The organism is Mesorhizobium ciceri WSM4083 (genome assembly GCF_000519305.1).
Classification (GTDB): Bacteria; Pseudomonadota; Alphaproteobacteria; order Rhizobiales; family Rhizobiaceae; genus Mesorhizobium; species Mesorhizobium ciceri_B.
Genome location: NZ_KI912610.1, coordinates 975,188 through 1,001,468 on the forward strand (window position 1 = coordinate 975,188; position 26,281 = coordinate 1,001,468).

The window sequence follows — 26,281 nt, forward strand, 5'->3', positions numbered from 1 at the left end:
GGGCGTGCGAACGGACCGCTCAGTTACCGTTTAGCCCGGCAACCGGCCGAGGCCAGCCGCAAAGCGCTCCACCATTGCGAGGCCAGGCTCGCTTGGCCGCATCGCCGGAGCCCGGTCGTGTACCGGGATGCCGGCGCGGGCGCCGAACAGCCGCTTGCCATAGCAGATCAGGTTTTCGATGCCTTGCATGACGAAGACCGCTACCGGCAGCATTCTTGCATATTCTGCCTCAGCCGTGGCTTCGTCTCCGGCGCCGAACGCATGATAGGCGCGCACGGCATGGTCGGCGCAATCCGGCGCCAGGATCATGCCGCGGCAACCGATGCGGAAATTGTCGATCAGTTCCAGGCCGCCGCGTCCGTTGAAAACCGGTATACGGTCTTCGGTGCGCTCGATCAGCCCCGCGATGTCGGTGACCGGGCCTTCGCCCTTGATCAGCCTGATGTTGGGATGAAGCGTGACGAGCTCGCGGATTTCGTCCGATGACAGGCCGCGCCCGAAAAAGGCCGGCGCGTTCTGAATCGCCACCGGCAGGTCGGTCGCTTCGGCGACGCGGCCGAAGAACTTGATGTATTCCGGCGCACCATAGGATCCGACCGGCGGCGGCTGCAGGATCACCCAATCCGCTCCCACGCTTTCGGCATGGCGAAGCTGTGCCACCTGCTCACCCACCGAAGAACCGAAGATGGTGAAGGCGAGCGGCACTTTTCCGGCGGTGTCTTCCGCCGTCCAGTCCATGATCGTCCGACGCTCGGCCTCTGTCAGCTTGGCGACTTCCGTTGCTAGGCCGAGCGCGGCCATTCCGTGCACGCCGCTGGCCAGGCAGATCTGGACCTGCCTGCGCATCGCCGCGCGGTCGAGTTTTTCGTTCTCATCAAAGAGCGCGTAGAGAATGGCGTGAATGCCGTGGAAATCATCAGGCTGGAAATTGGGCATGCTGGTCGGCCTCAATGGCTTTCGCGTGGAATGGCGTGGCCACGGCATCCGACGAGAAAATCGAGATCGGCGCCGCGATCCGCCTGCAGGACATGGTCGACGTAGAGGCCCTGATAGCCGCCGCGCATCGCCGGGACGGGCGGTAGCCAGGTTTCACGACGCCGCGTTAATTCCTGTTCCGACACGTCGAGATGCAGCTTCCTTGCTTCGACGTCGAGCTCGATGAAGTCGCCGCTGCGGACCAGCGCCAACGGACCGCCGATAGCGGCTTCGGGCGCGGCGTGCAGCACGACGGTGCCGAAGGCGGTGCCGGACATGCGGGCATCGGAGATGCGGATCATGTCGCGGACGCCTTGCTTGAGCAGCTTCCGGGGCAACGCCATGTTGCCGACCTCGGCCATCCCCGGATAACCTTTTGGGCCGCAATTCTTCAGCACCATGATCGACGCTTCGTCGACGTCGAGCGCGGGATCGTCGATGCGCGCCTTGTAGTCGTCGATGTCCTCGAAGACGACGGCGCGGCCGCGATGCTTCATCAGGGCTGGTGACGCGGCTGACGGCTTGATGATGGCGCCGTCGGGCGCCAGATTGCCGCGTAGCACCGCAATGCCGCCCTGCGGCGTGAGCGCTTTGTCGCGCGGGCGGATCACCTCGCGATTGTAGTTTTGGGCATCAGCGATGTTGTCGCGCACGGTCTTGCCGGTGACGGTCAGCGCGTCGAGATCGAGCAGATCGGCTATCTCCTTCATGACAGCCGGAATGCCGCCAGCGTAGCAGAAATCCTCCATGAGGAAGCGGCCTGACGGCATCAGGTCGAGGATGGTCGGCACATCGCGGCCATATCTGTCCCAATCGTCCAGCGTCAGCTCGGTGCCGACGCGGCCGGCAATCGCCAGCAGATGCACGACCGCATTGGTCGAGCCGCCGATGGCGCCATTGACGCGGATAGCGTTGGCGAAAGCTTCTTTCTTGAGGATGGCCGACGGGCGCAGATCCTCGTTGACTATCTCGACGATGCGCCGTCCGGTCAGGCGGGCGATGCGGTTGCGGCGCGCATCGACCGCCGGATAGGCGGCATTGCCCGGCAGCGCCAGGCCAAGCGCTTCGACCATCGAGGCCATGGTCGAGGCCGTGCCCATGGTCATGCAATGTCCGGGCGAGCGCGACATGGCGCTCTCGGCATCGGCGAAATCCTGCTCGCTCATCACGCCGGCGCGGACATCTTCCGAAAACTTCCACACATCGGTGCCGGAACCGATCTCCCGGCCCTGAAAGCGGCCATTGAGCATCGGCCCGCCGGAGATGACGATCGACGGCAGGTCGCAGGAGGCCGCGCCCATGACCAGCGACGGCGTGGTCTTGTCGCAGCCCGCCATCAGCACGACGCCATCCATCGGGTTGCCGCGGATCGCCTCCTCGACATCCATCGAGGCGAGGTTGCGAAACAGCATCGCCGTCGGTCGCAGATTGGACTCGCCGCAGGAGAAGACCGGGAATTCCAGCGGCAGGCCGCCGGCTTCCAGCACGCCCGCCTTGATGTGCTCGATCAGGCCGCGGAAATGAACGTGGCAAGGCGTGAATTCGGAGAATGTGTTGCAGATGCCGATCACCGGGCGGCCGTCGAAGGCATCGTCGGGCAGGCCGTTGTTCTTCATCCAGCTGCGGTGGATGAAGGCATCCTTGCCCTGCCCGCCGAACCAGTGCTGCGATCGTCTCTTGGTCATGGTCTTTCCGGCGTTCAGGCGGGATGCTGGAGCTGGCTCAGCCCGCCATCGACGACGAGCGTGGCCGCGTTCATCAACGGGCACTCGTCGGAAATCATGAACACCGCGGCAAGCGCGATCTCGTGCGCCGTGGCGATGCGGCCGCCGGGATGCAGCGCCATGGTGTTGGCGCGTGCTGCGGCCGGATCGGCAAAGCTGTTCCAGTAGTCAATGGCCTTCTGGGTCTCGACATAGCCGGGCGCCAGCGCGTTCACGCGCACGCCTTGCGCCGCATATTCGAGCGCCAGCGATTTGGTCAGGCCAAGCAGCGCGTGCTTGGCGACCGGATAGGGGAAGGTGTGCGGGATGATGGTGAAGCTGTGCGTCGAGGCGATGTTGAGGATGGCGCCACCGCCGCTCGCGATCATGCCCGGCAGCACCGCCTTGCTGCAGTTCCAGGCGCCCTTGACGTTGACGTCGAAGTTGCGGTTCCATTCTTCCTCGGTCGCCTCGAGCGGCGTCGAGAACACATTGACCCCGGCATTGTTGATCAGCGCGTTGATCGGGCCGATCTCGGCAGCCGCTTGGCTGACGGCAGCCGCAATCGCGGCGCTGTCGCTTATGTCGGCCGCTACATGTCCGACATGGCCTTGCGGTGCGGCGAGATCGGCAACGGTCTTGTGCAGCAACGCGCCGTCGCGGTCGACCAGGAACAGCCTTGCGCCCTCGGCTAGGCAGGCCTCGGCGATGGCGAGCCCGATGCCTTGCGCGGCACCGGTCAGGAAGATGCGTTTGCCGGAAAGGCGCTCAGCCATTTTTGTCCCTCCAGCTTAACGCCGACCCAGTGCCGACGAGCGCAGATTGTCGAGCAGCACGGCGAGCAGCAGGATCACGCCGCGCACGATGTACTGGTAGAAGGCCGGGATGTTGAGCAGGTTCATGGCGTTTTCGGCGATACCCATGATCAGCACGCCGACGATGACGCCCGACATGGTGGCGCGGCCGCCGGCGAGCGAGACGCCGCCGAGCACGCAGGCCGAGATGACCGAAAGTTCAAGTCCGACCGCCGCGTTGGGCTGGCCCGAGGTGATGCGCGACGCCAGCAGGATGCCGGCGATGCCGCAGACGACGCCTTGCAGCGCAAAAATCCAGATGCGCGTCCGGTCGACATTGACGCCGGCAAGGCGCGAAGCCTCCGGATTGCCGCCGATGGCCAGCGTGTTCTTCCCGAAGACGGTGCGGTTGAGGACGAAGCCGAAGATGCAAAACAGGATGGCGAGCACCCAGACCGGCGTCGGTATGCCGAGCAGTTTCGACAGCGCGAGTTGATAGAAATCCGGGCTGTTGATGCCGACGGCGCGGCCGTCGGACGCGATCAGCGCAAACCCGCGCACGATCTGCATGGTGGCCAGCGTCGTGATCAGCGCGTTGATGCGAAATTTGGCGATGACGACGCCGTTGATGAAGCCGACGAAAGCGCCGCAGGCGATTGCCGCCAGCAGGCCGAGCAGGATCGAGCCGGTGTAATTCGACGCCATCACAGCGACCATGCCGGCAAAGGCGACGATAGAGCCGACCGACAGGTCGAAATCGCGCGCGGCGAGGCAGAACATCATGGTGCAGGCGACGATGCCGACGGTGACCACCGACTGCAGCAGGCCGAGCATGTTGCGGTCGGTGAGGAAGTTCGGCACCAGAGCCGACACCAGCGCGAAGGCGACGACAAAGATAACGACGAGGCCCTGTTCGCCGAGCAGGATTTTTTTCAACTGGTCGGTCATGCCAAAGTCCTCAGGATGCGATCGCGTCGGGAGTTTTCTGATCGGGGAGAGCGGCGGCCAGGATCGCCCTTTCGGCGAACTGGTCGCGGGTGAGCTCGGCGCTGACGCGGCCGCCGCACATCACCAGGATACGGTCGCAGATGCCCATCACCTCCGGCAGTTCGGACGAGACGACGACGATCGCCATGCCGTCCTGCGCAAGCTGGTAGAGCAATTCGTAGATTTCCGACTTGGCACCGACATCGATGCCGCGCGTCGGCTCGTCGACGATGAGCACCCGCACGCCCTGTTCCGACAGCCAGCGGCCAAGAATGACCTTCTGCTGGTTGCCGCCGGAGAGGTTGATGATGTCCTGCTTGCGCGACGGCGTGCGCACCTTCAGCTTCTTGATAAAGGTCTCGGCCGTGGCGATCTCGCTGGCGCGGTTGAGCACGCCGAAGCGTGTGTGATGGCGCCGCGACGAGATGTTGATGTTCTCCTCGACCGAGCGCCCCTGGATGATGCCGTCATGCTTGCGATCCTCCGAGCACAGCACGATGCCGGCCCGGATCGTGCCACGCGGATCGGTGGCGCGAACCAGCTTGCCGTCGACGGTGATGGTGCCGCCCGAGCGCGGATCGGCGCCATAGACCAGCCGCATCAATTCCGAGCGTCCGGCGCCGATCAGGCCGAAGAAGCCGACGATCTCGCCTGCCCTTGCCTCGAAACTGGCCGGTGTCTGCAGTTTGGAGCCGCTGAGAGCGTCGACCTTCAGGCGGACATCGCCTGTTTTTCGTGCGCGAAAACCCCAGATATCCGAAATCTCGCGGCCGACCATCTCGGCGACGACCTGATCGCGGGTGACGCCTTTCAGCGACGCGTGGTGCGCCGCGAGCTTGCCGTCGCGCAGCACGGTCAGGCTGTCGCAAAGACGGAACACCTCGTCGAGCCGGTGTGAGACGTAGATAATGACCTTGCCTTCGCCGCGCAGGCGATTGATCAGGGCAAACAGGATTTCGCTTTCGCGCGAGGACAGTGACGAGGTCGGTTCGTCCAGCGCAATAACGCGTGCGTCGAGCATGACCGCCTTGGCGATCTCGACCATCTGGCGTTCGCCGATCGACAGCGTCTTGACCTTGCGGCGCATGTCGATGTCGATACCGGCCGATTTCAGCTTGGCGCCGACGTCGCCCAGCATCCGGCGGCCGGCGATGATGCCGACGTTGGCGGGGAAACGACCGAGGCTGAGATTTTCGGCAACGGTGAGTTCAGGAACGAGTTGCAGTTCCTGATGAATGACAATGACGCCATTGTCGAAGGCATCCCGGGTCGAGGTATAGGCCTGAACCCTGCCGTCAATGCGGATCTCGCCCTGATCGGCATGCTGGTCGCCGGAGAGGATCTTGATCAGGGTGGATTTGCCGGCGCCGTTCTCGCCCATCAGGCCATGCACGGCGCCCTTGTCGACGCCGAACGAGACGTCCGACAGCGCCTTGACGCCCGGATAGGTCTTGGTGATGTGCGAGAAGTCGAGAAAGGACACGAGCCGATCCTTTTGAGCCATGACAAACAGGCGGCGGGATGAGCGCCGCCTGTTTGTACAGGGAGGATTATTCGATGCCGAGGCCCTGGCGGACCTTCTGGTAGTCGTCGCGCTTGGCGAGTGCACCCGAAGTCAGGATCAGCTTCTCCGGTTCCTTGTTGTTGGCAACCCAGTCATACATGTTGAGCGCCGTCTCGTAGCCATGACGCTTCGGCGAGATGATCACGGTGCCGACGAAGCCGGTGGCGGTCGGCTTCTTGAACTCGTTGATCGCCGAATCCGCGCCGCCAATGCCGACGCCGATCACGCTATCGGCGGGGATGCCGACGCTTTCGGAAGCACGCACCGCACCCAGCACCGCTTCGTCGTTGAGGCCGAAGGAGACCCACTTCTTGATGTCGGCATGGGCGTTGAGCACGACCGTCGCGGCGTTGAGGGCGGCTTCGGTGTCGGTCTTGGCCTGTGGCGCGTCGAAGATGTTCTCGGCCTTGAAGCCGTTCGCCTTGAGCACCGAGATGGCGCCTTCGACGCGATCGACCGCGGTCGGCAGCTGGTCGTAGGAGACGCGGATGGCGCCGACCTCGTCGGCCTTCCAGCCGCGCGCCTTCATCTCGTCTACGATCGCCTGGCCGACAGCCTCACCGATCTTGGTGGCCGAGATGCCCATATGCGGCACGTCTTCCAGCGCCTTGCCGTCGGCGCCGACCAGACGGTCGTCGACGGTCATCAGCTTGAGATTGTTGGCGGCGGCCTTGGCGACGATGCCAGGTCCGAGCTTCACGTCGGGCGTGCAGACGATAAAGCCCTGGGCGCCCTGGGCACCGAGATTGTCGATCGCCGACATCAGCTTCTCACCGTCCTCGGCGCCGATCTTGACCAAGGTAAAACCTTTTTCCTTGGCGGCCTGGTCGGCGAATTTCCATTCGTCCTGGAACCACGGCTCCTCGGGCTGTTTGACGATGAAACCGATCTTGGTGTCCTGAGCATATGCAGCGATGGTCGTGACGGACAGCACGGCAAGCGCGCCCGCGACGAGCGCGGTCTTCAAAAGTCGCATGATTACCTCCCAGCGATAGGCCGGGCGCTCAGCCCGGATGCCGGAGTCTCTAATCGCTTTTATCATACTCGTCAATTGATCTGGTATGATAATTAATGTACATGCTCTGACCAGCGATCGCTGGCGCAATCGATCCGCATCCGTTAAGGGCGGACCGGTTGTGCGAAACCAGCGGTTCGCCGCCTTGGAGGAGGGCTGAGGTGACCGAGATTCTGAAGAAAGCCCCGGGAGATACGACCACTCGCCGCCCGCGCGTGATGCCCGATGTGACCAAGGCGATAGCCTCGGACATCTTCTCCGGGCGCTACCCGGCTGGTTCCTCACTGCCGACCGAAAATGAACTTGGCCTCGAGTATGGCGTCAGCCGCACCGTGATCCGCGAAGCCCTGAAGGTGCTGGCCGCCAAAGGGCTGGTGCTGTCGCGGCCACGCATCGGCACGATCGTCTGCAACGAGGACGACTGGAACATCATCGACCCGCAGGTGCTCGCCTGGCACGCGCCGCATGCACTGGACGACAAGCTCTTCGATGCCATTCTTGAAACGCGCCGCGCCATCGAGCCACTGGTCGCAGAACTCGCCGCCACCCGCGCCACACTGCAGGAGATCGCCGATCTCGAAGCGGCATGGCGCGGTATGGCCGGCGCCGGCGAGGATCTCGCCGCCTTCTCGCGCAGCGACATCGCTTTCCACCAGATCGTCTATGCCGCGAGCCACAATCCGATCTTTCGCCAGATCGGCAATCTTATCGACACAGGGCTGAAATTCTCGCTCGAGGCGACGGCGGTGATTTCGCTCGACCGGCGCATGGAGGCCGTGGCGGCGCACCGCGAGGTGGTCGAGGCGCTGCGCATGCGCAATGCCGAGGCGGCGCGTGGGGCCGCAAACAAGATCCTCGACCTCGCGGCGCGCGACCTCGTCAGCGCCAAGAAACTCAAGAGCAACTGAGACCGCGCATGAAAATCATCTCGCTCACCACCTACATCGTTCCGCCGCGCTGGCTGTTCCTGAAGATCGAGACCGATGCCGGCGTCACCGGCTGGGGCGAGCCGGTCGTCGAGGGCCGGGCACTGACCGTCGAGGCAGCGGTCAAGGAGCTTGGCGATTACCTCATCGGCAAGGATCCCCGCCTGATCGAGGACCACTGGACGGTGATGCACCGCGGCGGTTTCTACCGTGGCGGGCCGATCCTGATGAGCGCCATTGCCGGCATCGACCAGGCGCTGTGGGACATCAAGGGCAAGGCGCTCGGCGTGCCGGTGCATGAACTGCTCGGCGGCAAATTGCGCGACACGATCAAGGTCTATTCCTGGATCGGCGGCGACCGGCCGGCGGAAGTCGCGGCGGGTGCCAAGGAAATGGTGGCGCGCGGCTTCCTGGCGTTGAAGATGAACGGCACGGAAGAACTGCAGATCGTCGACAGCCACGACAAGATCGACGCCGCTGTCGAACGCGTCGCCGTGGTGCGCGAGGCCGTCGGGCCCAACATCGGCATCGCCGTCGATTTTCATGGCCGCGTGCACCGGCCGATGGCGCGCGCCCTGGTCAAGGAGCTGGAACCGTACAGGCTGATGTTCATCGAGGAGCCGGTGCTCAGCGAAAACCGCGAGGCGCTGAAGGAGATCGCCGCGCTTGGCTCGACGCCGATTGCGCTCGGCGAGCGGCTCTACAGCCGCTGGGACTTCAAGTCGGTGTTCGAGGAAGGCGTCGTCGATATCATCCAGCCCGACCTGTCGCATGCCGGCGGCATCACAGAATGCCGCAAGATCGCGGCGATGGCCGAAGCCTATGATGTGGCCGTGGCGCCGCACTGCCCGCTCGGGCCGATCGCGCTTGCAGCCTGCCTGCAGCTCGACGCGGTCAGCTACAACTGCTTCATCCAGGAGCAGAGCCTCGGCATCCACTATAACGCCGCCAACGACCTGCTCGATTATGCCGCCAACAAGGACGTCTTCCGCTACGAAGATGGCTATGTGGCCATTCCCGATGGCCCGGGCCTGGGTGTCGAGATCGACGAGGAGTATGTGAGGGAACGCGCTAGGGAAGGCCACCGCTGGCGCAACCCGATCTGGCGCCACAAGGACGGCTCCTTCGCCGAGTGGTGATGGGGCTGGCTTTCAGTCTCTAAGCGCTCCAGGAACAGTGAAGACTTTGTCCGGCGAGCAGTTGCTCTCGAGAAATGGCTCGTTCGTTCCGTTTGATGGAGAGGCTCTCAGCAGCGGTGCCTGAACTGGCCGCCAACGCAGATGACCGCAGTGCGGCACATTCACGGCTGCGAATTGCAGAGGGACTGTTTGGTGGAGCCAATCGGGATCGAACCGACGACCTCTTGAATGCCATTCAAGCGCTCTCCCAACTGAGCTATGGCCCCACTTCCGGCAGTCAACCGGCGCCGTTTCCGGCGAAGAGATCCGGCGCGGGTTGGAGACCGCGCCGTTAGTGCAGGCGGCTTCTAACCCCGCCCTTCTCAGATATCAAGCCTTCGAGAGCCGCTTTTTCTTCACAGGCCTCGAAAGCCCGCAAACGCCCGCTTTCAAGGCCGATCAGACCTCGTCGTCGTCGTCGCCGACGCCGATCATGTCGGCGACATCGTCGTCTTCTTCCTCTTCGTCGGCAAGGAAAGTGTCATCTTCGTCGTCGCCGAGATCGACATCGTCCTCATCGTCGCCGAGATCCGGCAGGTCGTCGCCCTTGACGTCCTCATCAGCCTCTTCGAGCGAGACGACCTCAACGCCTTCTTCTTCCTCGGCGTCCACTTCCTTCTCGGCCACTTCCTCTTCCTCCTCGAGAGCGGCAATCTTGCCTTCCTCGAAATAGGAACGCGGATAGGTCTTGCCGGTGTAGGGCGAGACGATCGGGTCCTTGTTCAGGTCGTAGAATTTTCGGCCCGTCTCCGGGTCGATACGTTTTGTGCCAAGTTCGGTTTTTGCCACGGCAAGCCTCGTCAATAAAAGAGTGGTCCCCTTAACCACAGTTTGCAGCGCTGTCAAAGCGAAAAGCCGGCGTCACAAAACCATGCATTGAAAGGCCTCGCGTCAAGTGACGACCATGGGGATGACCATTTCGCCCCACCGTGATACGAGACCGCCGCAACAAATGAAAAGCGCCGGCCTGCCGGCATTCCGTCCAGGGAAATTCCATGTCTCACGCCGCCGCCCCCAAGCCGGCCACCGCCCGCCAATCCCCAGCCCTTTCCGGCATCGCGCGCGTGCCGGGCGACAAGTCGATCTCGCACCGTTCCTTCATGTTCGGCGGCCTCGCCTCCGGGGAGACCCGCATCACCGGCCTGCTCGAAGGCGAGGACGTGATGCGCACGGGTGCGGCCATGAAGGCAATGGGCGCGCATATCGAGAAGAACGGCGACGAGTGGGTGATCCGCGGCACCGGCAATGGGGCGCTGCTGCAGCCGGAAGGCCCGCTCGATTTCGGCAATGCCGGCACCGGCTCGCGGCTGACCATGGGCCTTGTCGGCACCTATGACATGGAGACGACCTTCATCGGCGACGCTTCGCTATCGGGCCGGCCGATGGGGCGCGTGCTGGAACCCTTGCGGCAGATGGGCGTGCAGGTGCTGAAGGCGACGCCGGGCGACCGCATGCCGATCACGCTGCATGGACCAAAGCATGCCGCCCCGATCACCTATCGCGTGCCGATGGCCTCGGCGCAGGTGAAGTCCGCAGTGCTGCTCGCCGGCCTCAACACGCCCGGCATCACCACGGTGATCGAGCCGGTGATGACACGTGACCACACGGAAAAGATGCTGAAGGGGTTTGGCGCCAATCTGTCGGTCGAAACCGACGAACGCGGCGTGCGCCACATCTTCATCGAAGGCCAGGGCAAGCTGACCGGCCAGACGATCGCCGTGCCGGGCGACCCGTCCTCGGCCGGCTTCCCACTGGTGGCGGCATTGATCGTGCCGGGTTCGGACATTGTCATCGAGAACGTGCTGATGAATCCGACCCGCACCGGCCTGCTTTTGACGCTGCAGGAAATGGGCGGCAAGATCGACATCCTCAACCCGCGCAACGCCGGCGGCGAAGACGTCGCCGATCTGCGCGTGCGTTACTCCGAACTGAAAGGCGTCATCGTGCCGCCCGAGCGGGCGCCATCGATGATCGATGAGTATCCTGTGCTCGCCGTCGCCGCCAGCTTCGCCGAGGGCGAAACGCTGATGCAGGGGCTGGAAGAACTGCGCGTGAAAGAGTCCGACCGGCTGTCGGCCGTCGCCAACGGGCTGAAGCTCAACGGCGTCGATTGCACCGAGGGCGAGGCGTCGCTCGCCGTGCGCGGCAAACCGGGCGGCAAGGGCCTTGGCGGTCATCCCAACGGCCAGGACACGACCGTGCAGACCCATCTCGACCACCGCATCGCCATGAGCTTTCTGGTGATGGGGCTGGCGACCGAAAAGCCTGTGACCATCGACGATCAGGCGATGATCGCGACGAGCTTTCCGGAATTCATGGGGCTGATGGTGGGGCTGGGCGCGGAGATTGGGTGACGGTCGTGGCAACCAATAGCCTTGGTACGTTGGCGGGACAGCGCCCCCCTCTGTCCTGCCGGACATCTCCCCCACAAGGGGGGAGATTGGCCCGCTTTGCGCCTCGCTCAATTCTGCAACGTAGACAATTGGCGGAGGCCGCGATAACGGCCGATCTCCCCCCTTGTGGGGGAGATGTCCGGCAGGACAGAGGGGGGCGTGAAGGATCGCGGCGCCCAACCCTTTTGGTGCCCTGCAAATGACACATGTCTTCACCATCGCCATCGACGGTCCGGCCGGCGCCGGCAAGGGCACCCTCGCCCGCCGGCTGGCCGACCACTACCGGCTGAACCTGCTGGACACCGGCCTCACCTACCGTGCGGTGGCCTATACGCTCATCCAGCACGCGCTGCCGCTCGACAATGTCTCGGCGGCCGAAACCGCTGCCCGTCAGGTCGATCTGGCAAAGCTCGACCGGGCGGTCTTGTCCGCGCATGCCGTCGGCGAGGCTGCCTCTAAGGTCGCGGTTTATCCGACGGTGCGGCGCATCCTCGTCGAAAAGCAGCGTGACTTCGCCAAGACCCCGCCGGGTGCGGTGCTCGACGGCCGTGATATCGGCACCGTGGTGTGCCCCGACGCCGACATCAAACTCTATGTGACAGCGAGCGCCGAGGTGCGGGCACAGCGCCGGCTGGCTGAGATCGAAAGCATCGGCGGGACCGCTGATTTCATCGAGATCCTCGCCGATATCGTGCGCCGCGACGAGCGCGACATGGGCCGTGCGGACTCACCTTTGAAGCCGGCCGCCGACGCGCACTTGCTTGATACCAGCGAAATGGCTATAGAAGCCGCGTTTCTTGCAGCCATGGCGATCATCGACGACGTGCTGGCCAAGAGAGACAAGGCCTGATCCGGGTTTTCCCTCGTGTTTCCGTTGTCGGAGGCGAAGAAAATACCCATATCGGGCATGAACCAGCCTGCCAGCATTCTTCATGCGCCGGAATTGCCGCTTAAAGAGCGGCCCAGGGCTTTTGTAGCCCGGAACGCCGGCAGGCCAACGAAACGCTAACCCACGGCGCCCGTCCCGCTTCTAGATGCGGGGCACTCCAGGAGAAACAATGTCAGCTGCAAATCCCACTCGCGATGATTTCGCGAGCCTGCTCGAAGAATCTTTTACCGCCGGCCATTCCGGCGAAGGCCAGGTCGTCAAGGGCACGATCACCGCGATCGAAAAGGACATGGCCATCATCGACGTCGGCCTCAAGGTCGAAGGCCGCGTGCCGCTGAAGGAATTCGGCGTCAAGGGCAAGGACACCACCCTCAAGGTTGGTGACACCGTCGAAGTCTATGTCGAGCGCATCGAAAACGCGCTTGGCGAAGCGATGCTTTCGCGTGAGAAGGCCCGCCGCGAAGAGAGCTGGGTCCGTCTCGAAGAGAAGTTCACCAAGGGTGAGCGCGTCGAAGGCGTCATCTTCAACCAGGTCAAGGGCGGCTTCACTGTCGACCTCGACGGCGCCGTGGCCTTCCTGCCGCGCAGCCAGGTCGATATCCGCCCGATCCGCGATGTCTCCCCGCTGATGCACAACCCGCAGCCCTTCGAGATCCTCAAGATGGATCGCCGCCGCGGCAACATCGTGGTGTCGCGTCGTACGGTGCTCGAGGAGAGCCGCGCCGAACAGCGTTCGGAAATCGTGCAGAACCTCGAAGAAGGCCAGGTTGTCGAAGGCGTCGTCAAGAACATCACCGATTACGGTGCGTTCGTCGACCTCGGCGGCATCGACGGCCTGCTGCATGTCACCGACATGGCATGGCGCCGCGTCAACCATCCGACCGAAATCCTCAACATCGGTCAGACGGTCAAGGTGCAGATCATCCGCATCAACCAGGAAACCCACCGCATCTCACTCGGCATGAAGCAGCTCGAGAGCGATCCGTGGTCCGAGATCGGCACCAAGTTCCCGATCGGCAAGAAGATCAAGGGCACCGTCACCAACATCACCGACTACGGCGCGTTCGTCGAGCTGGAGCCGGGCATCGAGGGTCTCATCCACGTTTCGGAAATGTCGTGGACGAAGAAGAACGTGCATCCCGGCAAGATCCTGTCGACGACCCAGGAAGTCGACGTGGTGGTGCTCGAGGTCGATCCGGCCAAGCGCCGCATCTCGCTCGGCCTCAAGCAGACGCTCGAGAATCCGTGGCAGGCTTTCGCATCGAGCCATCCGGTCGGCAGCCAGGTCGAGGGCGAGGTCAAGAACAAGACCGAGTTCGGCCTGTTCATCGGCCTCGAAGGCGACGTGGACGGCATGGTGCACCTTTCCGACCTCGACTGGACCCGTCCGGGCGAGCAGGTCATCGAAGAGTACAATCGCGGCGACATGGTCAAGGCGCAGGTGCTCGACGTCGACATCGACAAGGAGCGCATCTCGCTCGGCATCAAGCAGTTGGCCAAGGATACGGTCGGCGAAGCGGCGACTTCAGGCGAACTGCGCAAGAACGCGGTCGTCACCTGCGAGGTCATCGGCGTCAAGGATGGCGGTCTGGAAGTGCGGCTGGTCGACAGCGGCATCGAGACCTTCATCAAGCGCTCCGATCTGAGCCGTGACCGCGACGAGCAGCGCCCCGAGCGCTTCACCGTCGGCCAGAAGGTCGATGCCCGCGTCATCGCCTTCGACAAGAAGACCCGCAAGCTGCAGGTCTCGATCAAGGCGCTGGAAATCGCCGAAGAGAAGGAAGCCGTCGCTCAGTACGGGTCGACCGACTCCGGCGCTTCGCTGGGCGACATCCTGGGTGCCGCGCTGAAGAAGCAGGGCAGCTAAGCCCTTCGCACCGCGAAGTCCTTCGCGAAGCGAAGTCTTCGCACAGGCTCGAAAACAAAACCCCGCCGGAGCGATCCGGCGGGGTTTTTCTTTGACCGAGGTAAAGGTTGGAAGGTTACGCCCTGCCGTAAAGCGGCACCAGCGTACCACTCATCGCCAGATTGGCCGGCGATGCCAGATAGGCGATGGCTTCGGCGGCGGCTTCGAGGCTGACCCATCTGGTGACATCGGCATCCGGCATGTCGGCGCGGTTTGCCGGCGTATCGAGCGTCGACGGCGCCACCGCATTGACCAGGATGCCCCTGTGCTTCAGCTCTTCGGCCATCGCCACCGTCATGGCTGCCACCGCCGCCTTGCTGGCGACGTAAGCGACCATGCCAGCGCCGCGCCGCGGATCGAGCCCGGCGCGCGCCGTGACGTTGACGATGCGGCCCGCCGTGTCCGACGACAGCATCGAGCGGATCGCGGCGCGGCAGCACAGGAAGGCGGTGCGCGCATTGGTGTCCATCATCTCGGCAAAGGAGGCCGACTCGATCTTTTCCACCGGTGCGGCGGTGAAGCCGCCGGCCAGGTGGATCGAGCCCCACAGGCCCGGAACCTGGCTGTAGAACGCTTCGACCTTGGCGGGGTCCGAGAGATCGACGTTGTGCACCAGCTGGACACGGTCATGCGTGGTAAAGGGGAAATGCGTAGGGGCGGCAGCATGAGCGTTGGGCACATGGCAGATCGCGCCGTCGCTCAGCAGTTTGCCGACAACCGCACCGCCGAGCGCACCGGTCCCACCGGTCACGACGATATGCTTGCCTTCAAGTGTTTCCGTCATCTTGGACGCTCCTGTCATTTTTTATCGTTAGGTCGTTTCTGTGCCGCCGACGCGAAGCGTCGCGCCTTTTGCGCCATCACTCAATTGACATCTCGACATGGCAGTTGTCGCGTCTTTGCATGCGTCCGACACTTCAGCCGTGGCCCGCCAAGACGGGAAACACGCGCTTCAGTCAACTGTGATTTCGATGACGCGCGGCAGTCCGGTGGCCCGGGCGCGCTTCAACGCGTCCGCGAGAGCGTCGATGTTGGCAAGACGTTCGGCACCGATGCCATAGGCCTCGGCCAGCTTGCAGAAATCCGGCGGCGCCGGCGATACGCCGACCGGCTCGACACCGACATCGAGCATCGAGGTTTCGATCTCGCGGTAGCCTCTGTTGTTCCAGACGACGAAGATGACGGGTGCTGCGGCATCGAGCGCGGCGCCCATTTCCGGCAGCGTGAACTGGAAGCCGCCGTCACCCGTGAGGCAAACGACCGGCGCATCGGGTATCGCAAGGGCCGCGCCAATCGCCGCCGGCGGGCCATAGCCAAGCGCGCCGAAACCGGTGGCGGCATTGAACCAGCCGCCTGGCCGGTCATGGTCGTAATAGAGGTTGGCCGCATAGATCGGCTGCGTCGAATCGCCGACGATGAGCGCGCCCGGCAAGGCGTCGCGGATCATCTCGACCGCGCGCACCTGCCCCTGCAGTGTCGGATTGAGCTCGGCAAAAGCTGCTTTTCGTGTAGCAGCGGCGCGCGACGAACCGTCCTCGCTTGCCCGGACATGGCCCGTTTCCAGAAGCAGCGCGTCGAGCGCCTCGGCGCAATCGGCCTGGATCGAAACCGTCGCCGGGCGGCGGGCAAGCTGGTCCGCGCCGATATCGATGCGGATCAGATTGGCGGGCAGGACGAAGCCGCCATCGCTGTAGCCGTCATAGTCGGTCGGGCCGAATTCGGTGCCGGCGGCAATGACCAGATCGGCGTCGGCCATCAGCGCCCGTACCGCCTTCAGGCTGGGACTGGCCGGGACGCAGAGCGGATGACCATGCAGCAGGCCGCGTGCATTGGTGGTCTGCACGACCGGCGCTCCCAGCCGCTCGGCCAGACGCCGCAGTGGCGCTTCGGCGCGTTTGGCGCCGCCGCCGACCAGGATCAGCGGGCGGCGAGCGGCACCGATGAGTTTGGCCGCGCTGGCAATTGCAGCACCTTCCGGCGCGGGCGGTGCCGCATTGCTCAGCAGGGCAGCGATGCCATCCGCCGGCTTGACCATGACGTCGGTCGGGATCTCGATATGCACCGGGCCGGGCCGCGCCGATGAAAACAGGGCGAAGGCCTGCGCCAGGGCACCGGGCAATTCGCCGGCCTCGGTGACGCGCCGTGAAAACAGCGCCACCTTCTCCATCATGCCGCGCTGATCCGGCAGTTCGTGCAGATGGCCCAGCCCTTTGCCCAGCGTCGGCGTTGCGTTGACGCCGGAGATCACCAGCATCGGCACCGAATCGGCGCGTGCCTGCCCCATGGCGGTGATGGTGTTGGTGAGCCCCGGTCCGGTGATGACGAAGGCGACGCCCGGCCTGCCGCTGGCGCGTGCGTAGCCATCGGCCATGAAGCCGGCGCCCTGTTCGTGGCGCGGCGTGACGTGGCGGATCTTCGATCGCGCCAGCCCGCGGTAGAGTTCGACCGTGTGGACACCCGGAATCCCGAAAACGGTGTCGACGCCATGCGCTTCGAGCAGCGAAATCAACGCCTCGCCGACCGTCGTCCCAGTGATGGTCCCAGTGGCGATCATTGGCGCAGCACCGGGCGCGTCAGGCAGGTCGGACCGCCCTCGCAGGCGATGCAGAGCGCATCCGCGTCGAAGGTGGCGACCGTGCAGCCGGCCGCTTCCATGGCGGCCGCCGTCCTGGGAAAGCCGGCAACGGCAATGATCTGGCGCGGCGCGGTCGGCAGCACATTGAGGCTAAGCCCGCTGGAGGCGAAGAACTCGTCGGCATCGCCCTCGACCAGCTCGATGCCGCGCGCCCGCAGCATCTGGTAGAAGGCGGCCGGCAGCAAAGGCGCGTAGACCAGCGCCAGATCGTCGGCGAGCGGGCTGATCACCGACATCAGATGCAGACAGGCTTCCTCGCCGTGCCAGAGCGGCAGGTCGAAACCCAAGACCGAAATGCCCTTGGCTGAAAGCAGGTTCGACAGTTGCTGGATGCCGTCCTGGTTGGTGCGCACGCCACGACCGACGGCCAGCGTGGTTGCATCGACCCAGACGCAGTCGCCGCCTTCCACCTGGCCCGGATCATCGATCCGGCCGAGAATGGGGATCCCCATGCGCTTGTAAGCTGCCTCGTGCAGACCGGGCTCGGCACGGCGCAGCGCCTTGCCCATCGAGAGGATAATCGCGCCATGATCGGTCATCAGCGACGGATCATGGGTGAAGACGGAATCAGCCAGCCCGTCATCGGCGTCCGTCAGCCATTCGATCTCGGCGCCGGAAGCAGCGACCATGCTGGTCAGCCGCTCATGCTGGGCCGCGGCCTTTTGCGGATCGAAGCCCGGGCCGTAGTGCCATTCGGGGGCCTTGGCATGACGCATGGCGCTGGCGGCGGACCGCATCAGCACGCGTTTCAGGGGTCCGGCCATGGACTGCGACCCGTATGATTTGCCCACTAAATTCTCCCGAAACGTCCGTTGCCGCCACTAACCACTACAGCAAGCTGTGATCAATAGTCCAAAAACCATGGTTGACGGAGGCAAGTGGAACGGTCCATCCTGAGCATGGGAACTCTGTCCAGTGACGGGTAATGGGTAAAAGATACCAGCAGCGACTAGCTCGAACGCTCTGCGGAGCGTCGAAGGAATGACGGCCACAAGCGCCGCATCCGGGATGACAGCGCAAAGCGCAGCACCGGCATTGAAACATACGGCGCAGGACGGCGCCGCCGAAGCCATCCATGTCGAGAACCTGCACAAGAAGTTCGGTGAGCTGCACGTGCTGAAGGGCGTATCGCTGTCGGCGCGCGACGGCGAGGTCATCGCCATCATCGGCGGCTCGGGCTCGGGCAAATCGACCCTGCTGCGCTGCATCAACTGCCTGGAAAACCCGACCAGCGGCATCATTCGCGTCAATGGCGAGGAGATCAAGCTCAAGGCCGACAGCCACGGCCACACCATTCCGGCCGACCGCAAGCAGATCGAGCGCATCCGCTCCAAGCTCGGCATGGTGTTCCAGAACTTCAATCTGTGGAGCCACATGACGCTGATCGAAAACGTCATCGAGGTCCCCGTGCATGTGCTTGGCGTCAAGCGCGATGTGGCGATCGGCGAGGCCGAGAAGCTGCTCGCCCGTGTCGGTCTGGCCGAAAAGCGCGACGTCTATCCGGCCTATCTGTCGGGCGGCCAGCAGCAGCGCGCCGCGATCGCCCGGGCGCTGGCCATCAATCCGCGCGTCATGCTGTTCGACGAGCCCACCTCCGCACTCGATCCCGAGCTGGTCGGCGAGGTGCTGAAGGTGATCGGCGACCTGGCGCGCGAAGGCCGCACCATGGTGCTGGTCACCCACGAGATGAAGTTCGCCCGCGAGGTCGCGACGCATGTCGTCTATCTCTACAATGGATTGGTCGAGGAAGAAGGACCGCCCGAGCAGATTTTCGGCGCGCCCAAATCCGAAAGGCTGAAGCAGTTCATCCGCAACATCGGCTAGGACAGGCCGGGACGGAAGAAAACCGGGAACCAACAACAAACTGGGAGTCGTGACATGAAGACTGTTCTGAAGACATTCGCCTCAGCGCTGCTGCTCGGCGTCGCCGCCATGGGCGTGGCCAAGGCCGATCCGGTCAAGATCGGCGTCGCCGCCGAACCCTATCCGCCCTTCACCTCGCCCGATGCTTCGGGCAAATGGGTCGGCTGGGAGATCGACTTCATCGACGCCGTCTGCGCCGAGGAGAAGCTCGATTGCGTCATCACCCCGGTTGCCTGGGACGGCATCATCCCGGCACTGACGACCAAGAAGATCGACCTCATCGTCTCCTCGATGTCGATCACCGCCGAACGCGCGAAGACGATCGACTTTTCGGACAAGTACTATAACACCCCGACCGCGATCATCGGCCCGAAGGACCAGAAATTCGGCTCCGCTCCGGACGACCTCAAGGGCAAGATCGTCGGCGTGCAAGTGTCGACGGTGCACGCTGTCTACGCCAAGAAGCACTTTGGCAGCACAGCCTCCGAGATCAAGGAATACCAGACTCAGGACGAGGCCAACAACGATCTGGCCGCCGGCCGTCTCGACGCGGTGCAGGCCGATTCCATCGCGCTTGGCGAGTTCTTGAAGTCTGACCAGGGCAAAGCCTGCTGCGACCTGAAAGGCATGGTGGCTGCGGATGACGAAGTGCTCGGACCGGGCGTCGGCGCCGGCGTGCGCAAGGAAGACACCGAACTGAAGGGCAAAATCAACGCCGGCATCAAGGCGATCCGCGCCAACGGCAAATATGACGAAATCTCGAAGAAATACTTCGATTTCGACATTTACGGCGGCGGCGGCGCGCAGTCGAACTGACGATCCTCGTATGAGCGGTGGGGTATGGCTTCAACGCCATGCCCCACCTGCCCGATCTTTCCCAGGCATGTTTGCCGCCGACGCAGCCGTCGGCGGTTGGCCAGCACTTCGGGGGCGACGCTGATCGACGCACTTCTTTCGGCCTCCGCGGCCGGCATCACCGAGCTTCTCTCACCCTACCCGCCAGGCTGGGGCGGGACGCTTCTGGTCGGCCTGCTGCATTCGATCGAGATCGCGCTGGGCGCCACGTGCCTCGGCCTTCTGATCGGCACCGGCGGCGCCTATGGCAAGCTTTATGGCGGGCCGGTGGTGCGCGATCTCCTGGCAGTCTACACCACCATCGTGCGCGCAGTGCCCGAGCTGGTGCTGATCCTGCTGCTCTATTATGCCGGAACCGACCTGATCAACCAGGCGCTGACGGCCATGGGCTATCAGCGCGTCGATGTGAGCGGCCTTGCCGCCGGCATCGCCGTGCTCGGCTTCGTCCAGGGCGCCTATTCGACAGAGGTGATACGTGGCGCGATCCTGGCCATTCCGCAGGGCCAGATCGAGGCCGCCCGCGCCTATGGAATGTCTCCGGGCCTGATGTTGCGGCGCATCACCTTGCCGTCAATGCTGCCCTTCGCCATACCGGGCCTCGCCAATCTCTGGCTGATCGCCACCAAGGACACCGCGCTATTGGCGGTCGTCGGCTTCTACGAGCTGGCGCTGGCGACGCGGCAGGCGGCGGGTGTCACCAAAGCCTATTTCACCTTCTTTTTCGCGGCGGGCGTGCTCTATCTGCTTTTGTCGCTGTTCTCCAACCTCGTCATCGGCCGGGTCGAGACCTGGTCGCGGCGCGGCATGCCTTCGCTCAAGGAGGCGCGCTGATGGCCAACGAGGCTGCCATCATCAACGTCGTCGCGCGAACCTCGCTGTGGCTGCAGCCGCACCGCATCGTGCTGATCCTGATCGCACTGGGCCTTGTTCTGTCGGCCGCCTTTTTCATGCGCTGGGACTGGCTGCCGCAATATTATGAAATGGGCTTGATCGGCATCTGGCGGTCGCTGTGGATCCTGGCCGTCACCTGCGTGCTGGGCTTCCTGCTGGCCGTGCCGCTCGGGCTGGCGCAAGCCGCCGGCTCCTTCTGGTTCGCCGCACCCGCCAAGGTGTTCTGCACGGTGATCCGGGGCACGCCGCTGCTGATCCAGCTCTGGCTGCTCTATTACGGCCTGGGTTCGCTGTTCCCGCAATATCCCTGGATCCGCGAATCCTGGATGTGGCCATATCTCAGGCAAGCCTGGCCCTATGGCGTGCTGGCATTGACCCTGTCTTTCGCCGGCTATGAGGGCGAGGTGATGCGCGGCGCCTTCGCCGGCGTGCCCAAGGGACAACTGGAAGCGGCGCGTGCCTTCGGCATGAGCCGCTGGAAGGCGTTCCGGCGCATCTGGCTGCCGCAAGCCATCTACCGGGCGCTGCCGACGCTGACCGGCGAGACCGTGCTGCAGTTGAAATCGACGCCGCTGGTGGCGACGATCAGCGTCATCGACATCTTCGCCGTTTCGTCCAAGGTGCGGCAGGACACCTACCTCACCTATGAGCCCCTGCTGCTGCTGGCGCTGATCTACATGACGATCACCGGTATTCTGGTCTTCGCCTTCAGCAGGATCGAGGCGCGGATCCCGAACAAGATTGGTTAGAGGGGAGTAGGGGAGTAGGGGAGTAGGGGAGTAGGGGAGTAGGGGAGTAGGGGAGTAGGGGAGTATCAGGTTACTATCCACATTCACATTTCCATCCCCATTCGCTATTCACTGCCCACTGTCCCCTACTCCCGTACTCCACTATTCCCTTACTCCCCTAGGACGGCCATGATGCAACTCAGTCTCGACCAGGCAAAAGGACTGTGCCGGATGGCGGCACTTGGCGCCGGCGCCAATGAGGAAGCGGCACAATCGCTCACCGCTTCGATCATCGCTGCCGAGGCGGAAGGGCTTTCCTCCGTCGGACTGTCGCATTTCATCGATTACCTCGAGGCGCTGGAAGCCGGACGCATCGACGGCAATGCCGACCCGGTGATCACTCGGCCGGCGCTTGCGGTCTATCTCTCCGATGCACGCGGCGGGCTGGCGCATACCGGCTTCGACCGCACCATCGACGACCTCGCCAAGGCGGCAAAGCTGTTCGGCGTCGCCATCTTCTCGCAGAAGAACGCCTATACATGCGGCGCGCTCGGCTATTTCACCGGAAGGCTGGCAGCACTTGGGCTGGTATCGTTCGCAGCCACCAACGGCCCGGCCGTGCTTGCCGGCTCGGGCTCGGTCAAGCCGGTCTACTGCACCAACCCGATGTCGTTTGCCGCGCCTGCCGCCGACGGGGCGCCGCTGGTCATCGACCAATCGTCGAGCGCCACCGCTTTCGTCAACATCCGCAAGGCGGCCGAAGACGGCAAGACAATCCCCGAAGGCTGGGCGCTGGACGCCAGCGGCAACCCGACCACCGATCCGGCCGCCGCCATGAAAGGCGCCATGCTTGCCTTCGGCGGCCAGCGCGGCGCCAACATCGCGCTGATGGTCGAGGTGCTGGCGGCGGGCCTGTCGGGCGCCAACTGGTCGCTCGACGCGCCATGGTTCAGCGGCGGGCCGGACAGCCCCGGCACGGGACTGTTCGTGCTTGCTATCGAACCCAAGCTGCTCGATCCGGATTTCGAGCAACGAATGAAGGACCAGCTCGATCGGCTGCGGCGGCGCTTCGGCGTGCATGTGCCCGGTCGTGCCCGCGCAGAGGCGGCCGAGAAGGCGCAAGCGCGGGGCATCACCGCATCCAAGGCGGTGGTGCAGCGCATTTCCGAATTCGCCGCACGCTATTCCTCCTAAATAGCTATTGAATTTCAAATAGTTATCTGAAGTCTGCCCGCCTAAGCGTGGCGCGGCGCGATTTTCTTTGCGCGCTGCTGAACCTTTCCGCGCCTTGCTGCGACCCAGCTTTGTCCAGGGCAAGGCGAGCTTGCCTGATCCACACCGGGGGGAAGCAGCAAACCAAATCGAAAGCCTGCATCACGCGAAGGCCGGTCCTTCGCGCCTCGGAAAACTCAACCCAAATCAGAGGAAATTGTCATGACCAACACTAAGATCACCATGCTGACCGCCGTCCTTCTGCTCGGCTCGTTCATGGGTGCCACACAGGCAGCCACCCTGAAGGCCGCGCCGGTCAAGCCGTCCAGCCCGGGTGTCATCACTGCCCCGAGCGGCGGCGCCACCGAAGACCACTACTGCAAGAACGGCCATGCAAAATTCGCCAATTGCAGCGCCGATTTCGTCGCCGCCTGCAAGAAGGTTGGTGGCACCATGTCGGATGTTCAGGGCTGGGGTGGGCGTACTTGCTTCACGCCCTCCTGATACCGTCTCAGGTCAGGCCCCCTGACTTCGCATGGATGTCACCCGGAAAACCCCGCTTCGGCGGGGTTTTCTGCGTTTTGATCGAACAATGGTAAAACATTCTTATTCTGGTCAACTTTTGTTCATTTGACTTCGGCCGACCCGACCGGCCGTTTGCGCTAATTGAGCAAAACAGAGGAGCTATAATGTCGGCAAGCACGGACAATCCCCGCAACGCCCTTGTCATCCCGGTCCTTGGCAGGCTTTACGCGGCTCTGCACGATGGTGCCGAAACCGTTCTTCGCGTCGTCGCCGGTGGGTTTCTCGCCATCCACGGTTCGCAGAAGATCACCAATCCCTTCGGCGCTGCCGAGATGGTCGAGGGTCTCGGCTTCTATCCGGGCGCGTTGTGGTCGTTGCTTCTGGCCTGCACTGAATTCTTCGGCGGCATCTTCATCGCCATCGGGTTTTTGACGCGGCCGGCCGCCTTTGCCGGCCTGTTCGTGCTGCTGGTCACGGTCTGGTTCCACTGGGTCACGATGGGCCAAGGTTATTCGGGCGCGGAAAAATCGCTGCTGTGGGCGGCGATCCTGCTCTTCTTCGTCATTCGCGGCGGCAACCGCCATTCGGTCGACGGCCGTATCGGCAAAGCGTTCTGACAGGTTGATAGCGACGACGCGTCGCCCTTTGCCTTTGGCACGAAACGGATTATGAAACGGCTTCAGCCAAGCTTGCGAGCGCCGGAGCCAGCCATGACCGAAATCCTGCAGACCCCAAAGCTCGTCGTCGTCTTTGGCGGGTCAGGCTTTGTTGGCCGCCATGTCGTGCGCGCGTTGGCTAAGCGCGGCTATCGCATCCGGGTCGCCTGCCGGCGGCCCGATCTTGCCGGCCATCTGCAGCCGCTCGGCAATGTCGGCCAGATCCAGCCGGTGCAGGCCAATGTGCGCGTGCGCTGGTCGGTAGACCGCGCCGTGCAAGGCGCCGACCATGTCGTCAATCTGGTCGCCATCCTGCATGAGAGCGGCCGGCAGAAATTCTCCGCCGTGCACGAGTTCGGCGCCCGCGCAGTGGCCGAGGCCGCGCGCTCGGTCGGCGCCGGCCTGACCCACATTTCTGCGCTTGGCGCCGATCTGGACTCCGAATCAGACTACGCGCGAACCAAGGCGCTTGGCGAAAAGGCTGTGCTGGAGACGATCAAAGACGCCGTGATCTTGCGGCCGTCGATCAATTTCGGCCCTGAGGACAGCTTCTTCAACCGCTTCGCCAACATGGCGCGCTATTCGCCGGTGCTGCCGCTGATCGGCGGCGGCCAGACCAAGTTCCAGCCGGTCTATGTCGGCGACGTGGCCGAGGCGGTGGCGCGCTCGGTCGACGGCAAGATCGATGGCGGCCAGATCTATGAACTCGGCGGGCCGAAGGTGCTCACCTTCAAGGAGTGCATGGAAGAGCTGCTCGAGGTGATCGAGCGCAAGCGCCTGCTGGTGCCGGTGCCGTGGTGGGTGGCCAACATCCAGGCCTCGATCCTCGGCCTCTTACCCAATCCGCTACTGACCAAGGACCAGGTGATGCAGTTGCGCGAGCACAACGTCGTTTCGGACGCCGCCAACAAGACCAACAGGACGCTTGCGGGGCTCGGCATCCAGCCGCAATCGATCGCGACGATCCTGCCCAGCTACCTCTGGCGCTACCGCGCCGCCGGGCAGTTCCAGCAGCGCAAGCCTGCAGCATAGTACAGCACGGTTGACCGAAGGTGTCACGCCTAACGGGGCGTGACCCGCATCGGCAAGCCACCTTGCGGCTGGGTGGTGAGTTTCTGCACCGGCCAGGGTTTCGTTTCGGCGGTGGTGTCGAAGCGGAAGCGCGACAGCATGATCGCCAGCGCGATGATCGCCTCCTGCATGGCGAAGCTGGCGCCGATGCAGACACGCGGGCCGGCGCCAAACGGCAGATACTGGAAGCGGTCGATCTTTTCACGATTTCCCGGGTGGAAACGCTCCGGCAGGAAGGCACCCGGCCGGTCCCAAAGCTTCCTATGGCGGTGGACGACCCAAGGCATCACCAGCACCGCGGCGTGCTTGGGGATATGAAGATCCTTCCACATTTCCGGTTCGATCGGCTCGCGGTTGATCGATGGCGCCGGCGGATAGAGCCTGAGCGCTTCGTCGAAAGCCGCACGCGTGAACGGCATGGCATCGAGCCATTTCGTCGGATCGGGCTCGCGCGCCAGCACCTGGTCGATCTCCTGCTCGACCCGGTCGCGCTCCCACGGTGATTCAGCCAGGCAATAGAGCGTCCAGCCCAGAGCCCGCGCGGTCGTCTCATGGCCGGCGCCGATGAAGGTGATGATGTTGTCCTCGACCTCGGCCCGCGTCAGCCCGTCGGGTCCCTCGGCCTTGAGCAGCAGTGTCAGGAAATCCTGCGGCACGGCATCGGGATCGCGTTTGAATTTCGCTTCACGCATCTTGACCGTATCGGTGACGATCTTGCGGAAATAGGCCATGGTCTTGCGGCCGCGGATGCGGGTCAGCCTCGGCAGCCAGTCGGGCGCGCGCAACAGATCGAGCGGATCGACGCGGCCCATGGTCTCGAACAGGCGGTCGATCTCGTTGGCGAAACTGCCCGGCTCGCCCGATATCTCGCCGGAAAATAGCGTCTCGGCCAGGATGTCGTAGGTGAGCAGCGTCATGTCATGAGCGATGTCGGACGTGCCGCCGTCTTCATAGCGGGTGACGAAGTCCAGCGTGCGTCTCAGCATCGGCTGGGCGAAGCCGAAGATGTGGCGCGGCGTGAACACCGGCGCCATCGCCTTGCGCGACCGCTTCCAGACCTCGCCCTCGGCGGTCAGCAGGCCGTCGCGCAGGATCGGCCGCAGGATCTTCTGGCGCACCGTCGCCATCTTGTAGTTCCTGGCGTTGTCGACCAGCACATGGCGGATCAGGCCCGGATCATTGGCGACGATCAAATGTCCACCAACGCCGCTCGCCGAGATCCACGGCTCGTTATAGGTATGCTCACCCCACAATTCGAGCGGGTTGCGGTAGACGATGCGGATCATCTCCAGCGTCGAGGGCGGCGTCGTGCGCGGCTTCGGCGCCGGGGGAATGAAGGGGGCGGGCTGGATGTCCATGCTGTGCTCCGCTGATACCCCAATGTAGTGGGCCGCAAAGCAGGCGTCCATGTGACCGAACGGCAAGGCCCTGCTCTCCGGAATGTGACCGGTTACCGAGAGGTGCCTTCTTGTTGCCCCGGGCGGCATGCCTTAGGTGGCAGTCACCAATGGATAC

24 protein-coding genes and 1 tRNA gene are annotated in these 26,281 nt (G+C 63.8%); 13 read left to right on the plus strand and 12 right to left on the minus strand.

Annotated elements, in window-relative coordinates:
• Positions 1-30: 30 nt before the first annotated feature.
• The 6 genes from MESCI2_RS0130685 to MESCI2_RS0130710 all read right to left on the minus strand — a co-directional run bounded on the left by MESCI2_RS0130685 (position 31) and on the right by MESCI2_RS0130710 (position 6,999).
• On the minus strand, positions 31-936 hold the full coding sequence (locus tag MESCI2_RS0130685; RefSeq protein WP_027039815.1) for a dihydrodipicolinate synthase family protein: 906 nt from the start codon (positions 934-936) through the stop codon (positions 31-33).
• Positions 937-947: 11 nt separating this feature from the next.
• Complete coding sequence (gene araD / locus MESCI2_RS0130690; protein WP_027039816.1) at positions 948-2,660, minus strand: L-arabinonate dehydratase; 1,713 nt, start codon at positions 2,658-2,660, stop codon at positions 948-950.
• 14 nt (positions 2,661-2,674) lie between these two features.
• On the minus strand, positions 2,675-3,454 hold the full coding sequence (locus MESCI2_RS0130695) for an SDR family oxidoreductase (RefSeq protein ID WP_027039817.1): 780 nt from the start codon (positions 3,452-3,454) through the stop codon (positions 2,675-2,677).
• A gap of 15 nt (positions 3,455-3,469) precedes the next feature.
• Positions 3,470-4,420, minus strand: a complete 951-nt coding sequence (gene araH, locus MESCI2_RS0130700) for an L-arabinose ABC transporter permease AraH (protein WP_027039818.1) — start codon at positions 4,418-4,420, stop codon at positions 3,470-3,472.
• Positions 4,421-4,430: 10 nt separating this feature from the next.
• Positions 4,431-5,942, minus strand: a complete 1,512-nt coding sequence (gene araG / locus MESCI2_RS0130705; protein WP_027039819.1) for an L-arabinose ABC transporter ATP-binding protein AraG — start codon at positions 5,940-5,942, stop codon at positions 4,431-4,433.
• Positions 5,943-6,009: 67 nt separating this feature from the next.
• On the minus strand, positions 6,010-6,999 hold the full coding sequence (locus MESCI2_RS0130710) for an arabinose ABC transporter substrate-binding protein (RefSeq protein ID WP_027039820.1): 990 nt from the start codon (positions 6,997-6,999) through the stop codon (positions 6,010-6,012).
• A 200-nt stretch (positions 7,000-7,199) separates the two neighbouring features.
• Here MESCI2_RS0130710 and MESCI2_RS0130715 point away from each other — a divergent pair, with 200 nt between their 5' ends.
• Together MESCI2_RS0130715 and dgoD are read left to right on the plus strand one after the other, a co-directional pair.
• Positions 7,200-7,946: a FadR/GntR family transcriptional regulator gene (locus MESCI2_RS0130715; RefSeq protein ID WP_050596722.1), complete on the plus strand. Its 747-nt coding sequence runs from the start codon at positions 7,200-7,202 to the stop codon at positions 7,944-7,946.
• A gap of 8 nt (positions 7,947-7,954) precedes the next feature.
• Complete coding sequence (gene dgoD / locus MESCI2_RS0130720; RefSeq protein ID WP_027039822.1) at positions 7,955-9,103, plus strand: galactonate dehydratase; 1,149 nt, start codon at positions 7,955-7,957, stop codon at positions 9,101-9,103.
• A gap of 190 nt (positions 9,104-9,293) precedes the next feature.
• Here dgoD and MESCI2_RS0130725 read toward each other — a convergent pair.
• A tRNA-Ala gene (locus MESCI2_RS0130725) sits at positions 9,294-9,369 on the minus strand.
• A gap of 172 nt (positions 9,370-9,541) precedes the next feature.
• Entirely contained in the window at positions 9,542-9,931 is a 390-nt protein-coding gene (locus MESCI2_RS0130730; protein ID WP_013528180.1) for a TIGR02300 family protein, read from the minus strand.
• A 206-nt stretch (positions 9,932-10,137) separates the two neighbouring features.
• Between MESCI2_RS0130730 and aroA the strand changes: the two genes are divergently transcribed.
• The 3 genes from aroA (at position 10,138) to rpsA (ending at position 14,291) form a co-directional block, all read left to right on the plus strand.
• The gene (gene aroA, locus MESCI2_RS0130735) at positions 10,138-11,496 is read left to right on the plus strand and encodes a 3-phosphoshikimate 1-carboxyvinyltransferase (RefSeq protein ID WP_027039823.1); all 1,359 of its coding nucleotides are present in this window, start codon (positions 10,138-10,140) and stop codon (positions 11,494-11,496) included.
• A gap of 238 nt (positions 11,497-11,734) precedes the next feature.
• On the plus strand, positions 11,735-12,385 hold the full coding sequence (gene cmk / locus MESCI2_RS0130740; protein ID WP_027039824.1) for a (d)CMP kinase: 651 nt from the start codon (positions 11,735-11,737) through the stop codon (positions 12,383-12,385).
• Between the two features lie 208 nt (positions 12,386-12,593).
• Positions 12,594-14,291: a 30S ribosomal protein S1 gene (rpsA, locus tag MESCI2_RS0130745; protein WP_008872513.1), complete on the plus strand. Its 1,698-nt coding sequence runs from the start codon at positions 12,594-12,596 to the stop codon at positions 14,289-14,291.
• 115 nt (positions 14,292-14,406) lie between these two features.
• Here the strand turns inward: rpsA and MESCI2_RS0130750 are convergent, their stop codons facing one another.
• From MESCI2_RS0130750 to MESCI2_RS0130760, 3 genes are all read right to left on the minus strand, one after another.
• Positions 14,407-15,114: an SDR family NAD(P)-dependent oxidoreductase gene (locus tag MESCI2_RS0130750; protein ID WP_027039825.1), complete on the minus strand. Its 708-nt coding sequence runs from the start codon at positions 15,112-15,114 to the stop codon at positions 14,407-14,409.
• 168 nt (positions 15,115-15,282) lie between these two features.
• Positions 15,283-16,884, minus strand: coding sequence for a 5-guanidino-2-oxopentanoate decarboxylase (locus MESCI2_RS0130755; protein ID WP_027039826.1), 1,602 nt, complete (start codon positions 16,882-16,884; stop codon positions 15,283-15,285).
• Complete coding sequence (locus MESCI2_RS0130760; RefSeq protein WP_027039827.1) at positions 16,881-17,729, minus strand: dimethylarginine dimethylaminohydrolase family protein; 849 nt, start codon at positions 17,727-17,729, stop codon at positions 16,881-16,883. Before MESCI2_RS0130760 ends, MESCI2_RS0130755 begins: the two co-directional genes overlap by 4 nt.
• Positions 17,730-17,973: 244 nt before the next feature.
• Between MESCI2_RS0130760 and MESCI2_RS0130765 the strand changes: the two genes are divergently transcribed.
• The 8 genes from MESCI2_RS0130765 to MESCI2_RS0130800 all read left to right on the plus strand — a co-directional run bounded on the left by MESCI2_RS0130765 (position 17,974) and on the right by MESCI2_RS0130800 (position 24,727).
• Positions 17,974-18,789, plus strand: coding sequence for an ABC transporter ATP-binding protein (locus MESCI2_RS0130765; RefSeq protein ID WP_027039828.1), 816 nt, complete (start codon positions 17,974-17,976; stop codon positions 18,787-18,789).
• 54 nt (positions 18,790-18,843) lie between these two features.
• Positions 18,844-19,644 carry a transporter substrate-binding domain-containing protein gene (locus MESCI2_RS0130770; protein WP_027039829.1) on the plus strand — a complete coding sequence of 267 codons (801 nt, stop codon included), beginning with the start codon at positions 18,844-18,846 and terminating at the stop codon, positions 19,642-19,644.
• Between the two features lie 204 nt (positions 19,645-19,848).
• Positions 19,849-20,514, plus strand: a complete 666-nt coding sequence (locus MESCI2_RS0130775; RefSeq protein ID WP_024501900.1) for an ABC transporter permease — start codon at positions 19,849-19,851, stop codon at positions 20,512-20,514.
• Positions 20,514-21,323 (plus strand): ABC transporter permease, encoded by an 810-nt coding sequence (locus tag MESCI2_RS0130780; protein ID WP_027039831.1) that lies wholly within the window; start codon positions 20,514-20,516, stop codon positions 21,321-21,323. The genes MESCI2_RS0130775 and MESCI2_RS0130780 overlap by 1 nt, the downstream gene beginning before the upstream one ends.
• Positions 21,324-21,494: 171 nt before the next feature.
• Entirely contained in the window at positions 21,495-22,496 is a 1,002-nt protein-coding gene (locus MESCI2_RS0130785; protein WP_027039832.1) for an Ldh family oxidoreductase, read from the plus strand.
• Between the two features lie 240 nt (positions 22,497-22,736).
• Positions 22,737-23,018, plus strand: coding sequence for a hypothetical protein (locus MESCI2_RS0130790; RefSeq protein WP_027039833.1), 282 nt, complete (start codon positions 22,737-22,739; stop codon positions 23,016-23,018).
• A gap of 185 nt (positions 23,019-23,203) precedes the next feature.
• Positions 23,204-23,656 carry a DoxX family protein gene (locus MESCI2_RS0130795; protein ID WP_027039834.1) on the plus strand — a complete coding sequence of 151 codons (453 nt, stop codon included), beginning with the start codon at positions 23,204-23,206 and terminating at the stop codon, positions 23,654-23,656.
• A 93-nt stretch (positions 23,657-23,749) separates the two neighbouring features.
• Positions 23,750-24,727 carry a complex I NDUFA9 subunit family protein gene (locus MESCI2_RS0130800; protein WP_027039835.1) on the plus strand — a complete coding sequence of 326 codons (978 nt, stop codon included), beginning with the start codon at positions 23,750-23,752 and terminating at the stop codon, positions 24,725-24,727.
• A 29-nt stretch (positions 24,728-24,756) separates the two neighbouring features.
• On the opposite strand, the gene MESCI2_RS0130805 is transcribed toward MESCI2_RS0130800, so the two are convergent.
• Entirely contained in the window at positions 24,757-26,124 is a 1,368-nt protein-coding gene (locus MESCI2_RS0130805) for a cytochrome P450 (protein ID WP_027039836.1), read from the minus strand.
• Positions 26,125-26,281: the final 157 nt, after the last annotated feature.

Bases quoted from the DNA above. Each gene is read 5' to 3' on its own strand.
- MESCI2_RS0130765 (WP_027039828.1), top strand. From the start codon at position 17,974: ATGACAGCGCAAAGCGCAGCACCGGCATTGAAACATACGGCGCAGGAC.
- MESCI2_RS0130685 (WP_027039815.1), bottom strand. From the start codon at position 936: ATGCCCAATTTCCAGCCTGATGATTTCCACGGCATTCACGCCATTCTC.
- MESCI2_RS0130785 (WP_027039832.1), top strand. From the start codon at position 21,495: ATGCAACTCAGTCTCGACCAGGCAAAAGGACTGTGCCGGATGGCGGCA.
- rpsA (WP_008872513.1), top strand. From the start codon at position 12,594: ATGTCAGCTGCAAATCCCACTCGCGATGATTTCGCGAGCCTGCTCGAA.
- MESCI2_RS0130790 (WP_027039833.1), top strand. From the start codon at position 22,737: ATGACCAACACTAAGATCACCATGCTGACCGCCGTCCTTCTGCTCGGC.
- dgoD (WP_027039822.1), top strand. From the start codon at position 7,955: ATGAAAATCATCTCGCTCACCACCTACATCGTTCCGCCGCGCTGGCTG.
- MESCI2_RS0130750 (WP_027039825.1), bottom strand. From the start codon at position 15,114: ATGACGGAAACACTTGAAGGCAAGCATATCGTCGTGACCGGTGGGACC.
- MESCI2_RS0130755 (WP_027039826.1), bottom strand. From the start codon at position 16,884: ATGATCGCCACTGGGACCATCACTGGGACGACGGTCGGCGAGGCGTTG.
- MESCI2_RS0130710 (WP_027039820.1), bottom strand. From the start codon at position 6,999: ATGCGACTTTTGAAGACCGCGCTCGTCGCGGGCGCGCTTGCCGTGCTG.
- MESCI2_RS0130800 (WP_027039835.1), top strand. From the start codon at position 23,750: ATGACCGAAATCCTGCAGACCCCAAAGCTCGTCGTCGTCTTTGGCGGG.
- MESCI2_RS0130695 (WP_027039817.1), bottom strand. From the start codon at position 3,454: ATGGCTGAGCGCCTTTCCGGCAAACGCATCTTCCTGACCGGTGCCGCG.
- aroA (WP_027039823.1), top strand. From the start codon at position 10,138: ATGTCTCACGCCGCCGCCCCCAAGCCGGCCACCGCCCGCCAATCCCCA.
- araH (WP_027039818.1), bottom strand. From the start codon at position 4,420: ATGACCGACCAGTTGAAAAAAATCCTGCTCGGCGAACAGGGCCTCGTC.
- MESCI2_RS0130760 (WP_027039827.1), bottom strand. From the start codon at position 17,729: ATGGCCGGACCCCTGAAACGCGTGCTGATGCGGTCCGCCGCCAGCGCC.
- MESCI2_RS0130795 (WP_027039834.1), top strand. From the start codon at position 23,204: ATGTCGGCAAGCACGGACAATCCCCGCAACGCCCTTGTCATCCCGGTC.
- araD (WP_027039816.1), bottom strand. From the start codon at position 2,660: ATGACCAAGAGACGATCGCAGCACTGGTTCGGCGGGCAGGGCAAGGAT.
- MESCI2_RS0130770 (WP_027039829.1), top strand. From the start codon at position 18,844: ATGAAGACTGTTCTGAAGACATTCGCCTCAGCGCTGCTGCTCGGCGTC.
- cmk (WP_027039824.1), top strand. From the start codon at position 11,735: ATGACACATGTCTTCACCATCGCCATCGACGGTCCGGCCGGCGCCGGC.
- MESCI2_RS0130805 (WP_027039836.1), bottom strand. From the start codon at position 26,124: ATGGACATCCAGCCCGCCCCCTTCATTCCCCCGGCGCCGAAGCCGCGC.
- MESCI2_RS0130780 (WP_027039831.1), top strand. From the start codon at position 20,514: ATGGCCAACGAGGCTGCCATCATCAACGTCGTCGCGCGAACCTCGCTG.